This is a genomic window from Bradyrhizobium sp. AZCC 2289 (assembly GCF_036924615.1).
Taxonomy (GTDB): domain Bacteria; phylum Pseudomonadota; class Alphaproteobacteria; order Rhizobiales; family Xanthobacteraceae; genus Bradyrhizobium.
Genome location: NZ_JAZHRY010000001.1, coordinates 3795825 through 3808835 on the forward strand (window position 1 = coordinate 3795825; position 13011 = coordinate 3808835).

The window sequence follows — 13011 nt, forward strand, 5'->3', positions numbered from 1 at the left end:
TGAACTCATCATTTTTCACAGACCATCCGGGGTTCTAACCCATGTCCATGTCGAGCACGAATGTCGGTCATCATCGCCAGGCGACACCCCATCGCCACAGGGAGGAGCGGCCGGTCTGGCTCTCCGCCGCGGCGGGGTTGTGCGCATCGCTCGTCGGGCTTGGGCTGGCGCGCTTTGCCTACACGCCGTTGATCCCCGCATTGATAGCGGCGAAGTGGTTCAACCCCGCGGATGCCGTTTATCTCGGCGCGGCCAATCTGGCCGGCTATCTCGCCGGCGCACTGATCGCACGCGAGCTTGGCACCCGGCTGGGCGCGGTTCGCTCGCTGCGCGGAATGATGGTTCTGGCTTCGCTGTGCTGCTTTGCATGCTCCGTGCCGTTCTCGTTCATCTGGTTCTTTGGCTGGCGATTCCTCGCCGGGGTGACGGGCGGCGTGATCATGGTTCTCGCGGCCTCGACGATCCTGCCGCATATCGCGCCGGGCAAGCGCGGCCTGGTCGGCGGCGTGATCTTCGCGGGCGTCGGCCTTGGCATTGCCGCATCCGGCACGCTCGTTCCGCTGCTGCTGCAGCAAGGTCTCAAGCAAAGCTGGTACGGTCTCGGGCTGCTGTCCGGCGTTCTGACGCTGGCGAGCTGGAAAGCATGGCCCACCGAGGCGCCCGCCACGGAATCTGCGCCCGACGCTCATCTTCCATCGCGCGGGCGGAGCTTGACCATCGTCCGGGTGCTGAGCGCCGAATATGGCCTCAATGCCCTGGCGCTGGTGCCACACATGGTGTTCCTCGTCGACTTCGTCGCGCGCGGGCTCGGCCAGGGAATATCAGCCGGTTCGCATTATTGGGTGCTCTATGGCATCGGCGCCACCGTCGGTCCGCTGCTGACCGGACATCTCGCCGACCGCGCGGGATTTGGCCCGGCACTCCGGGTCGCGTTCCTCGTCGAGGCGATCGCGATCCTGCTGCCCGCCCTCAGTTCGGCACCGGCGACCATGATCGTCTCCAGCATCATCGTCGGCGGCTTCACGCCCGGGATCGTGCCGCTGGTCCTCGGCCGCATTCACGAGCTGCTGCCCCACTCGAGCTCGGGTCAACGCGCCGCCTGGGCGCAGGCCACCACCACCTTCGCCCTGTTTCAGGCTGCCGGAGCCTACGGACTTTCATACCTGTTCGCACGCACCGGCGGGGACTACGCCGTCCTGTTCGTGATCGGCGCCGCGGCCGTCGCCGCCTCCCTGGCCGTCGATCTCATGACCGCGCTGACCATCGGACGCGAACGCAAGCTTTCCGGGCTATGACGGGCGCGCGCGATCGGGGAGCGGTCTGACGAAACCTGCAATTCGCGATTGCAAAAGCTGACCGGCACGGCATGCTTGCTGCCGATGCCCGCCAAGACCAGCGAACCCACGAGCCAGCCCGACGAGAAGCCGCATTATCACGGCCATCGCGAGCGGCTGCGCGAGCGTTTCCATGCCGCCGGTCCCGATGCGCTAAGTGATTATGAGCTGCTGGAGATGGCGCTGTATCCCGCTTTGCCGCGGCGCGACACCAAGCCGCTCGCCAAAACCCTGCTCAAGACCTTCGGCTCATTCGCCGAAGTCATCCACGCGCCGGTGGCGCGGCTGCGCGAGGTCGACGGCATTGGCGAAGCCTCGATCAACCAGCTCAAGCTGATCGCGGCCGCTGCACACCGGATTGCCAGAGGCGAGATCAAGCGGAGTGTCGCGCTGTCATCGTGGAACGACGTCATCGACTATTGCCGCACCGGTATGGCGTTCGCCGACAAGGAGCAGTTCCGCCTGCTGTTTCTCGACAAGCGCAACCGGCTGATCGCGGACGAGGTGCAGCAGACCGGCACCGTCGACCACACCCCCGTCTATCCGCGCGAGGTGATCAAGCGCGCGCTGGAACTATCCGCAACCGCGCTGATCCTGGTGCACAACCACCCCTCCGGCGATCCGACGCCGTCGCAGGCGGATATCCAGATGACAAAAGCGATCATCGACATCGCGGGTCCACTCGGTATTTCCGTGCACGATCACATCATCGTCGGCAAGAACGGACATGCGAGTTTGAAGGGATTGAAGCTGATCTGACGCCTGGGCAAGCCGCCCCCTGTTGCAGACCCCACTCAATGTCCGTGTTTGGGTTAACAGCGGAAGTCATTTGCTCCCTGATGTCCTTTCCGCATCAGCATCTCCATAGCTCCATCGGCAACTGCCAGGTGCGTGGCGGATTCGCGGCGTTTAGGTGTCGAGAGGCGACACGACTATTTCGCAATCGCGGGTTAAACACGGATGAAAGGAAACAGGGGCAGCAAGACATGGCTCAGAACACAACCGGCGCAACGCCGTTTCCTCTCGGCGTCTTTGTCGGGAACCCGAACTATTTTGATTCGAACGAGGAGGCGAGTTTCGAAGGAAACTTCAACGCCTTCTCAGACCTGATGAAGACCAAGCCGCAGTTCCTCGACCAATATGGTGATCAGCGCCTGCCCATCTCGGGTTGGGTTGGTCAGGCGAGCTGGAATGCAGCCTCGATGGCACAGTCGCCCGTGCTTAAAGATGTTACGCCGGTGATCGGGTTGCCGATGACCTCGACGGCGTCAGGCTCTGGAACTCCTGATCAGTTTTACAAGGACTTCGCGACCGGGAAATACGATTCCGTCCTGAAAGACATGGTCAAGGCCTGGGCCGACAGCGGCTTCACGACACAGATCTGGCGGCCCGGCTGGGAGATGAATATCGACACCATGCCGTCCTATGCCGGCGGCGACGCCGCGACACGCGCCGATTGGGTCAAGGCGTTCCAGCACATCTACACGGTCTTGCATGCCGCGGGCCAGGCCGAGGGCGTGAACGTCCAGGTGGCGTGGAATCCGAGCGTGGTGAATTACAGCCACGCCGGCAACGTCATCGAGACGGCTTACCCCGGGAACCAGTATGTCGATATCATCGCCGCCGACGTCTATGGCGATGTGTTTCCCTACGGCTCGCCGACACATTTGTATGATTGGGACAAGAGCGGGCAAGTCCTCAACTCGTCCCACCCAGTCTACGACACCAGCGTCCAGCAATGGGCGGCAGATCCGGTCAACCTTGGGCATTACTATACCTACCCGGCCTCCAACCAATGGTCACTCGATGGCAGCGAGGGCCATGCGACCACGCTTCAGCAACTGATTGATCTCGCCAAATCGACCGGCAAGCCATTCGCAATTGCCGAGACCAGTGCAGGCAATACCCATGACGGCGCGGGCCTCACCGACAATCCGACATTCGTGCAGTGGCTGGCGGACACGCTGCATCGATCGGGGGTTAGGGTCAGCTTTGTGAACGTCTGGAATTCGAACTCCGGCGGACAATATCACTTCACCAGTTCCGCCGACCACAAGCCGCTCGAGGCTGCGGCGTGGGCGAAGTATTTTGGCGACCCGTCCACATCCGCATCTGCATCCGCACCTGCGACGACTGGGTCATCGCTCGCGCCGACAGTGACGCAGGTCTCCGCTTCACCGGGGACAGGAATCGAACACGCCGGCGATACCACCACATGACGCTCGGCTTCAACGAGGCCGTGAAAGTCATTGGCACGCCTACACTGAAGCTTAATGACGGCGGAACGGCCATCTATGTCGGTGGCTCGGGCACGAGCTCGCTCACCTTCCGCACCACGGTCGCGTCGAACAACACGAACACCTCGGCGCTCGCCATCACCGGGGTCAATCTTGCGAACGGTGCGAGCATCCATGATGCATCCGGCGCTGCGGCGAACCTCGCGGGCGCAGTGAAGACGTTCTCCGGTCTCCAGGTCGCGACGTCATCGTCGTCAACCTCCTCAGGGACGTCGTCATCCTCACCATCGACACAGTCATCGCCGTCCGCGTCGCAGACCATCACCGTGACAGATCCTCGGCCTGCGACCGGCACGACCACAACGTCGCCGCACACGACCACTGTGACGAATCCTGCGCCTGCGAGCGACGCGACCACGGCGTCCCCGCAGACGATCAGCCTAACGAATCCTGCGCCAGAGACCGACACGACCACGGCGTTCCCGGGAGGCAAGGGCTTTGCGTGGCTGAACCAGGACCAGGCTGCCAGCACCGTGGCGACCACCGAGCCGCAGGCGATCGCTGCGACGATAGGGTCCCTGGCAAACCACGGCTTTACGCTGCTGCAGCAGCATCTGGACGGGGTCACCGGCGCCGCGCCTATCTCCGTGCCGCAGACGATCGCCGAGACCGATTCTGCGCCTGCGACCGGCAAGGCCATGGCGTCCCTGGCAAGCCAAAGCTTTGCGCTGCTGAACCAGTATATGGCCGGTAACACGGGCCGGGTCGATCGGGGTCAGATCGTTGCGGCCGTCTCCAACGGCACCGGTTGGGGGCAGGACTCGATCCTGACCAGACCGCAACATTGATCCGCTTCCGCACCCAGGCATCCTGGTTCACATCCGCATCTGAGCACGCATCCGCTTCTGCAACCGCATCCGAATCCGCGGCGGCTGCGTCGTCGTTCGCACCGTGGCGATGGATGCTTCCGTAATTTTCATTTCGCAGCCGCGCCGGCAGCCTCTACCGGCGGACCGGTCGCCCCATCGGTCATGGTTGGAGGCGTTGGCAACGATGCTTTTGCTTTCCAGCAGCATGCGCAAATTCCGGAAGCCGGGATCTCAATGGACGGGGATGCTGCGCACAGCAACTTGACCGCGCTTGTGAACGATCCCCACGTGGCCGCGGGGCACGACGCAGTCCTCGGCCATTCCGTCGACACGAGCCCAGCGAGCGCTCATAACGCGGAGTGGCACTTCAGCAACTTCATCATTTTCAAGTTTTGCCAGTCCGCCGTCGGGTAACACGTAGCCCTGTTCGGTCAAGGCAAGAGCAAGTGTGGCCGGACCAGGTGACGGAGCGCGCGAATGCGCGCCCGATGACAGGCTCCACGAGATCCGGGTTTCGCCACTCGTCTAATCCGAAGTTTTCACCCATGAATCGCATAAGTATCTGATGCGGTTTGATCATTCGTCCGCGAGGCTACTCGGTTACTGGACACGAACGGGATTGAGCCCGAGCAGATCGAAGGCCGCCTCCTGGAGGGCGGTTGGTTTGGAGTGAAGGGTAAAGCGGTGCTTGGGGCGCGCGGGCACGTGCATGGTGTTGCGAGCGAGTGTTCCGAGATGCGCAATGAGGTCACCGAAGCTCATGACGCGCTGACCGTCTGCCGATCGCCTGGTTGTCTTCTTGACCTTGACGACGTCTGACGGTGCGGTGGCCGCAACTGGAGAAGTTCGCTCCGCTTTGGCTGCTGCCAGATCGGTGTCGTGGAACAACAGCGGCGCTAGGGCCTCCCGTAGGAGCCACTCGACATGGTAGGCGAGCATGCACAGGAAGACATGAGCCCGCACCCTGTCCGCGGTCCAATGACGGATCGGCCGGATTTCCAGATCGACGCTCTTCAGGGATCGGAATGCCCGTTCGACGTGCGAGAGATCCTTGTAGGCCTGAACTGCTTCTGCGGCATTCAGATGCTCGGCAGGCATGCTGGTTCGGATCACATAGATGCCGTCGAGGCGCGCCTCTGCCTCGATCTGATCGAGCCGTCTATGCCAGGAGAGATGACCATCGCGGATCGTAACGACGAAGTGCTTGGCCATCTTTCTTTTGTTAAGAACCGCGCCGACCGCCAGACCTATTTCGGCAGCGTCACGCAAGGGAGCGTTCCTGCGCCGGACCTTGGCTTCGATCCGGGCCAGTTCGCGTTCAGTCACTGCTAACAAGTCCTCACGCTTGCGCGCCCGTTCGGCGGCGAGGTCGTGATTGCGGCACGCGATCAGCCGTTCGCCTGGGAACATGTCCGGCGCGCTGATTTCGGCGAGATCGCGATCATCGAACAACGACAGCTGTAACGGCCCATTTTCCGCGGCCAGCGCCTGCACCGCCGGTGCACGCAGGCAGGTGATCCAATCGAGATTCGCGGGCCTAAGTTCGTCGCGAATGCGGGCCGAGGTGATCATGCCGCGATCTCCGACCAGCACCAGACGACTGATCCTGAAGCGATCCTTCACCTTCTCGATCTGCGCGCTCAAGGTTGAGGGATCCGCGGTGTTGCCGTCGAACACCTCCACGGCGATCGGCAGTCCCTCGCGTGTGCAGAGCAGCCCATAGACAATTTGCGGCCGGTCCTTGCGGTGATCCCGGCTGTGGCCATAGCGCGCCAGCGGGCAGCAGCGGCCCTCGAAGTAAGATGAGCTGACGTCATAGAGGACCAGCACGCCGTCTTCGAGATGCCGCCGCGCCAAGCCATTTTCGACGCGGCCCTGACGTTCGAGCAGCCAATCCAGCGCCTCATAGGCCTCCCGCTCCTTGACCCGGCCAAGGTGCAAGACCGCGCCCAGACTCGATACCGCCGTCTCCTCATCGATCGCGCGGACAAAGCCCAGCTTCGATCGTGGCGCAATCAACCGATCAACCACCATGGCGACAACGAGATCGCAGCAGCGTCGCGAGGCCGGATCCTTCGCCGCACCCAGAATCAACCGGTCGAGGCCAATCTTGCGGATCATTCCAAGCGCCGCCGCAACATGGCCGTGCGGCAATGAGCGCTCGACTTCCAGTTCCTGCGGACCAGTGCCGATGACCGTTCCGCCCTTCAGCACCGCCTTCAACGTATCGATCATATCACGCGGCAGCTTGCTGAGATTGGCCAACGTCCGCTTCTGCGAACGGCCTTGCTCGTCGCGATAACTCTCCCGCAGCAACACCGCAGGCGGAGAGTCTCGATTGGGCACCATCTCGATGAACATGCCCGAATCGAATCATATCCTCGCCGATTTGGGAATCCCCTTACATGGACACAATCACAGGATCATTCCCACCCTAACCCACTGCACTGACTCAAGTCTCTCCTGACGACACGAGCAAACTTCGGTCTAATGCGCAGCGGCTTCCACAGCGTGCGCGACATCCGGGACGCGGTGTCGCTCGGCGACATTGATGCGCGGCGGCTGAGCTGAAGCGTTTTTCAGGTAGGCTTTTTTTGGGGCTAAGCAGAAATCTTCTGTTCGATCCGGATACCGCCGCTTTTGGCACTTTTGAGACATGCCGACCGACGGTAACGATGTCCGCTCCCGGGGGAAGACCGGAAGTCGTCGGCCAACGACCAAAATGACGCGATTGACTCCTGACAGACATCGCGCTTGGCAGCGTCCACTTTGCGCCGGGGCCACTGTTTTGCATTGGGCGAGAGGTCCGGCGATCGGCGCTCCCGTCGACAGATGTGCCTTCGCAAGCCTCTCCAATGTGATATTCTCATCCCATAAGCCATAGGTATACCATGACAGGTATTGCAGAGTGGCTAGCATCGATCGGCTTGGGAGAGTACGCCCAGCGCTTCGGCGAGAACGCCATTGACCTCTCGGTCGTCTGCGATCTTACGGAGCAGGACCTCAAGGATCTCGGCGTCCTGCTTGGGCACCGACGCAAGATGCTGCGGGCGATCGCAGACCTTAAGAGGGGCGTCCTCCGAACACCCCAAACCGACACCAAACCGGCGGCGCGGGACAGTGCCGAGCGGCGTCAACTTACGGTCATGTTTTGCGATCTGGTGGGCTCGTCGGCCCTTTCGGCCCGCCTTGATCCGGAGGACTTGCGGGCGGTAATCGGCGCCTATCACGCCTGCATCGCCGAGGTTATCGCCCGGAATGAGGGCGTCATCGCACGGTACATGGGGGATGGCGTGCTCGCCTATTTCGGCTATCCCCAGGCGCACGAGGATGATGCCGAGCAGGCGACACGCGCGGGGCTGGCGCTGGTCGATACCGTGGCTAACCTCCGGACAGATATCGGCACCAAGCTACAGGTTCGCGTTGGCATCGCCACCGGTATGGTGGTCGTGGGCGATTTGACCGGCGAAGGCGCTGCTCAGGAGCAGGCGGTCATTGGCGAGACGCCGAACCTGGCTGCGCGCCTGCAAACGCTCGCCGAGCCTGGTACGGTGCTTGTCTCCGAGAGTACCCGCCGGCTCACCGAGGGGCTCTTCGAATACCGCAATCTGGGCCCTGTCGCGCTTAAGGGCTGGGCAGAACCGGTGCCAGCTTGGCAGATCCTTGGGACGAGTGGAGTAGAAAGCCGCTTCGAGGCGCAGCACAAGACCAGATTGACACCGCTAATCGGGCGTGGCGAAGAAATCGAGTTGCTACTGCGTCGCTGGCGGCATGCCGCGCGGGCCGAAGGTTGTGTTGTGGTGCTGACCGGACAACCGGGCATCGGGAAGTCGCACATTGCCCAAGCGCTCCAGGAAAGGCTCCAGGCCGAACCACACATAAGATTGCGCTATTTCTGCTCGGCACACCACACCAACAGTGCGTTGTACCCATTCATCGGCCAACTCGAACGGGCCGCCCGGTTCGAGCGAAGTGACGCGCCGGCAGAAAAGTTCGCCAAGCTCGAAGCTCTGCTCGCGCAATCTCGCTCTGACGCGGACTATACGTTGCCACTTCTCGCCAGCCTTCTATCGTTGCCACCCAGTGACCGCTACCGCCTACCGGATCTGAGCCCGCAGAAGCGCAAGGAGATGACATTGGCGGCGCTTTTGGATCAGCTCAATGGCCTGGCGGTGCAGCTGCCAGTGTTCATCCTCTTTGAGGATGTCCATTGGGCGGACCCGACCTCGCTCGAGCTGCTAACGCTTACATTGGAACGGGTATCGCGGCTTCGAGTGCTGCTGCTCATCACCGCGAGGCCGGAGTTCACGCCGCCCTGGCCAGGTCATGCGCATGTGACGACGGTCTCGCTCACACGCCTGAGCCGGCACGATGGGGCGGAGCTAATCGACCGCGTCACGGCCGGCAAGACGCTGCCCGAGGAGGTGATGAATCAGATTCTCGCCCGTACCGATGGCGTGCCCCTGTTTGTCGAAGAGCTGACCAAGACGGTACTCGAAACCGGATTGCTGGAGGAGCAGGAGGGCCACTACGTGCTCAACCGTCCGCTGCCCTCGATGGCAATTCCGACCACATTGCACGCATCGCTGATGGCGAGGCTCGACCGATTGGCGCCGGTGAGGGAGGTGGCTCAGATCGGCGCTGTGGTGGGTCGCGAGTTCTCGTACGAACTGCTGAGCACCGTAGCCGGGTTGCCTGGAGAGAGGCTTGAGGAGGCGCTCGCCCAATTAGTTCGGTCGGAGTTGATATTCTGCCGGGGCGAGATACCTCACGCGATCTATACCTTCAAGCACGCGCTTGTGCGGGACGCTGCCTACTCGGGACTCCTGAAGAGCCGACGCTCAGCGCTGCATGCCACGATCGCAGACGCTTTCGAGCAACGGTTCCCGGAAATTGTGGAGGCTCAACCCGAAACTCTCGCGCACCATCTCACAGAGGCCGGACTGTTCGAAGAGGCGGAGGGATATTGGCTGCAGGCCTGCAAGAAGGCCGCCATGCGCTCCGCCAACCTTGAGGCCATCGCACACTCGCAACGAGGTATCGAGGCCTCGGCTCATTTGCCCGATGGCGCACCAAAGGACCGGCTGGAACTTGATTTCCAATTCGCTCTGGGGCCGTGTTTGATCGCTACCCAAGGGCCCGCCTCGAACAAGTCGGTGGCGACGTTCGCCCGCGCTCGTGAGCTGTGCGAGCGCCTCGGAGATCCCCCCGAGCACCTCCAGGTCATGTTTTGGTTGACCACCGCGAGCGTCATTCGCGGTGAATTGCCGCTGGCCCAGGAAACGATCGCGGCCCTGCTTCATCTAGCCGAAGCGCACGATGATCGTCCAGCGTTGTTGAACGCGATGCGCGGGCAGGCAATGATTCGCCTTTTCATGGGAAATCTCCTCGGTGCCCGCGAAGCGATCGAACGGGCCGTCGAGGCGTTCGACGCGAGCAGCGAGCAGGATAGGCTGGCGGCGCGTGCAGCTGGCCAGGATGCCGGCGTGGCCGGCCTCGCTCTGATGTCGTGGCCTCTCTGGCTGCTCGGCCACGCCGATACGGCAATCACACGAATGGACGGCGCCATTCAGCGTGCCGACGCCATCAGTCATCCGCATTCCCAGGCGTATGCTTGTTATTATGCATCTATTCTCCACGCTCTGCGCGGTGAGCTATTGACTGCGCAAGGCTATTCCGAACGCTGTCTTGCCTTGTCGGAGGAACACGGATTCCGGCAATGGCGCGGATTGGCACACGCCATCCGAGGCATATGCGTGACCTTGCTTGACCCTTCATCCAGCGCCCTCGAGGAAATCCGGGCTGCGCTGGATGAATATCGTGGCGCGGGTTATCAGTTGGGCATCACGGCACTTTACGTGCTCTTGTGTCCGGCCTTTTTGTCTAGTCACAAATGCGAGGCTGCCCTGGAGCTGATCGAGCAGGGCCTAGCTACAACCCGCCGTAACAGCGAACGGATATTTGAGGCAGAATTGTATCGGCTGAAGGCGCGCGCGCTGCTCGTCCGTGGCGAACCAGACGCCAGGACCGAGGCGCTGTCACTGCTCGACCAGGCCTTGACCACAACAAGAAGCCAACACGCCAAAGCCCTTGAACTTCGAGCTGCAGGGGACCTTGCCGCGGTGTGGATCGATCAGAGCAGGCGCGGGGAAGCGCTCGATCTTCTAGCGCCGATCCACGCCTGGTTCACCGAGGGCTTCGACACGCAAGATCTAAAACAGGCAACGGCTTTGCTCGACCAGCTGCGGTGACCTGAGCTGGACTACAGTCGACGACCGTGCCTTTTAACGACATCGCTGCGCAGCCGCCGCAGCAGGTCTTCTTCGCATTGATTGTCCCGGATTTACGAAGAGAGCGACGCATTACCTGGGTACCTCTAGCAGAATCTTGACTCCCGCGGGCCTGAAAAAATGCTCGGGCACGATCGAGGGGGTTGGTTCAAAAAAATCGGGATAGCTCGGGATATTTTGCGCCCTTCCGGTGTTTTTGTTGGCAGCGATCGAGCCCACCGCCTGGACGGCGATGGTCAATGCGCGAGTTAGAGCGTTGGCCAATACGCTCTACGTAATTCCCCGAACTACTGTCTCCAATGCGCAACATAATCTTGAAAGGGAGTGCAGAGATGAAACACGTGTTAGCCTCTCTCACAATTGGCGCTAGCCTGCTGCTTCCGACGGCTGGTGTGGTTTTTGCTGAAAATCCCCATATGGGGTCGAGCAAGGGACAGCCCGGCTCGCCCGCGGTCGCTTGCGGGACCGCGCCTGCCACCGCGACGCCAGGCAATGCGGCGGCGTCGCCAGGTTCTCCGTTCAACGAACCCAGCGCCACCTCAGGCGGTGGGAAAGCGGGCACCGTCTATGCTGGATCGGGTGCTAACACCGGCACACCCGCAAGTTCGAATGCCGTTTCGCAATACGACGTCGCGTGCTTGCAGGTCACAACACAGGTGCCATAGCGCGAGGTGTCCGGCATTGAGCGTCGGGTCTCGTTCGCTTCCGGCGGCCGTCGTCGCGGTTTGCCGTCCAACTACGAGAAGCAGCTGCTGCTGTTTGCGAATGGCAGCGGCAGCGTTCTACGCGCGCTCGCGGGACACGTTCGGCTTGAATTGACCAACCCGTTCTGGCGTTGAGGCGTGGGTTGACGTCTCGAGGAGAACGGCAAAAGGTTGAGACAGGGTGATAGCCGCATGCGTTTCGTAGTTGTGGCAGGTCTGCTTTGCACGCTGATAGTCGGGCTGGGCTACACCTATGGCCGGGAAAGCTCGGTCCCCACCTTCCTCACCGCACCGGTCGAACGCGGCAGCATCTCTACTTTGGTGAAGGCCAGCGGCACAATCGAGGCAGTTGTCAGCGTCGATGTCAGTTCGCAACTGTCGGGGCGAATTGCGCAAGTGTTCGTCAATTTCAACGATACCGTAAAGGCCGGGCAGCCGATCGCGCAGATCGATCCGGAGATCTTTGCCGCCCGCGTCAGTGAAGCGAAAGCCGCACTGAGGGTGGCGAGGGCGACTGCCGAAGTGGAAAAGGCTGCGCTGGAACGAGCGACAGTCGCGGTGACGAATGCGCAGACCGCCAGGAAATTGGCGGAGGCACAGTCGGCGGCAAGCAAGGCCAGGCAAGATGAAGTGGAGAGAGATCTCCTGCGAAAGCGCGAGCTGGCGCGCACCGGAAGCGGAACAGAGCGAGACTTGAGTCAGGTGCAAGCTCTGCGCGACGCCGGGGCTGCCGACCTGCGCGGTTCCCTCGAGCAGATCCGGATGAAGGAGGAGGCCATTGCGATTGCGGGAGCAGAAAAGCACATGGCCGAGGCCAATCTTGAGAATGCCGAGGCTGTAGTCGAGCAGAGGCAGGCGGCGCTCGATCAGGCGGGACTTGATCTCGAACGTACTGTCCTCCGCGCGCCGATTGACGGGATCGTCATCAAGCGGGATGTCAATCCGGGACAAACCGTCGCCGTCAGCCTCGAAGCCAAAACATTGTTCAAGATCGCGAACGATCTGCGTGAGATGGAGGTCCACGGCAAGATCGACGAGGCCGATGTTGGGCAGCTGAAGCCGGGCCAGGCGACCCGGTTCACAGTGGACGCTTATCCGGATCAAACCTTCAGCGGACGGGTTCTACAGATACGCAAGGCTCCCGAGGTCGTGCAAAACGTCGTCACCTACACGACCGTCGTGTCCGCGCCGAATCCGGACCTCTTGCTGTTGCCGGGAATGACTGCGCAGCTGCGGATCGTGGTGAGTAATACCGGCGAGATTCTCAAAATTCCGAGCCAGGCACTGCGCTTCCGGCCGAACGGCGCCGGTCCTGCATCGGGTCACCCGAGTGCGAACCCAGCCGCTTCCTCCAAGGCGCCCGCGACGGTGTGGCTGGTGGGCGAGGACGGGCGACCGGACCCGGTTGCCGTGAGGCTCGGCGCGAGCGACGACAGCAGCGCAGCGCTGCTGGGGGGCGCGCTCAACGAGGGCCAGCAAGTGATCATCGGGATTGCGAACTCGCAGAAGCAGAAGGGCTATTTCGGCGTTCGTCTTGGATTCTAAGGTTGGATTCTAAGGTTGGATTTTGAAACTGG

8 protein-coding genes are annotated in these 13011 nt (G+C 61.9%); 6 read left to right on the top strand and 2 right to left on the bottom strand.

The window, feature by feature from the left end; all coding sequences use genetic code 11:
• The first annotated feature begins 41 nt into the window (after positions 1-41).
• From V1289_RS18130 to V1289_RS18145, 4 genes are all read left to right on the top strand, one after another.
• The gene (locus V1289_RS18130) at positions 42-1295 is read left to right on the top strand and encodes a YbfB/YjiJ family MFS transporter (protein WP_334398155.1); all 1254 of its coding nucleotides are present in this window, start codon (positions 42-44) and stop codon (positions 1293-1295) included.
• 84 nt (positions 1296-1379) lie between these two features.
• A complete protein-coding gene (radC, locus tag V1289_RS18135; RefSeq protein ID WP_334407535.1) occupies positions 1380-2093 on the top strand; it encodes a RadC family protein in 714 nt (237 codons plus the stop codon).
• Positions 2094-2320: 227 nt separating this feature from the next.
• Positions 2321-3553, top strand: coding sequence for a hypothetical protein (locus V1289_RS18140; RefSeq protein WP_334398156.1), 1233 nt, complete (start codon positions 2321-2323; stop codon positions 3551-3553).
• On the top strand, positions 3550-4419 hold the full coding sequence (locus tag V1289_RS18145; protein ID WP_334398157.1) for a hypothetical protein: 870 nt from the start codon (positions 3550-3552) through the stop codon (positions 4417-4419). Before V1289_RS18140 ends, V1289_RS18145 begins: the two co-directional genes overlap by 4 nt.
• 27 nt (positions 4420-4446) lie before the next feature.
• Here the strand turns inward: V1289_RS18145 and V1289_RS18150 are convergent, their stop codons facing one another.
• Both V1289_RS18150 and V1289_RS18155 read right to left on the bottom strand, forming a co-directional pair.
• Positions 4447-4647: a hypothetical protein gene (locus tag V1289_RS18150; protein ID WP_334398158.1), complete on the bottom strand. Its 201-nt coding sequence runs from the start codon at positions 4645-4647 to the stop codon at positions 4447-4449.
• 393 nt (positions 4648-5040) lie between these two features.
• Positions 5041-6801, bottom strand: a complete 1761-nt coding sequence (locus V1289_RS18155) for an IS1634 family transposase (RefSeq protein WP_334395305.1) — start codon at positions 6799-6801, stop codon at positions 5041-5043.
• Between the two features lie 530 nt (positions 6802-7331).
• Between V1289_RS18155 and V1289_RS18160 the strand changes: the two genes are divergently transcribed.
• Positions 7332-10691, top strand: coding sequence for an adenylate/guanylate cyclase domain-containing protein (locus V1289_RS18160; protein ID WP_334398159.1), 3360 nt, complete (start codon positions 7332-7334; stop codon positions 10689-10691).
• Between the two features lie 935 nt (positions 10692-11626).
• Positions 11627-12979 (top strand): efflux RND transporter periplasmic adaptor subunit, encoded by a 1353-nt coding sequence (locus V1289_RS18165; RefSeq protein ID WP_334398160.1) that lies wholly within the window; start codon positions 11627-11629, stop codon positions 12977-12979.
• The last annotated feature ends 32 nt before the right edge of the window (positions 12980-13011 follow it).

Bases quoted from the DNA above. Each gene is read 5' to 3' on its own strand.
- V1289_RS18160 (WP_334398159.1), top strand. From the start codon at position 7,332: ATGACAGGTATTGCAGAGTGGCTAGCATCGATCGGCTTGGGAGAGTAC.
- radC (WP_334407535.1), top strand. From the start codon at position 1,380: ATGCCCGCCAAGACCAGCGAACCCACGAGCCAGCCCGACGAGAAGCCG.
- V1289_RS18165 (WP_334398160.1), top strand. From the start codon at position 11,627: ATGCGTTTCGTAGTTGTGGCAGGTCTGCTTTGCACGCTGATAGTCGGG.
- V1289_RS18145 (WP_334398157.1), top strand. From the start codon at position 3,550: ATGACGCTCGGCTTCAACGAGGCCGTGAAAGTCATTGGCACGCCTACA.
- V1289_RS18155 (WP_334395305.1), bottom strand. From the start codon at position 6,801: ATGTTCATCGAGATGGTGCCCAATCGAGACTCTCCGCCTGCGGTGTTG.
- V1289_RS18140 (WP_334398156.1), top strand. From the start codon at position 2,321: ATGGCTCAGAACACAACCGGCGCAACGCCGTTTCCTCTCGGCGTCTTT.
- V1289_RS18150 (WP_334398158.1), bottom strand. From the start codon at position 4,647: ATGCTGCTGGAAAGCAAAAGCATCGTTGCCAACGCCTCCAACCATGAC.
- V1289_RS18130 (WP_334398155.1), top strand. From the start codon at position 42: ATGTCCATGTCGAGCACGAATGTCGGTCATCATCGCCAGGCGACACCC.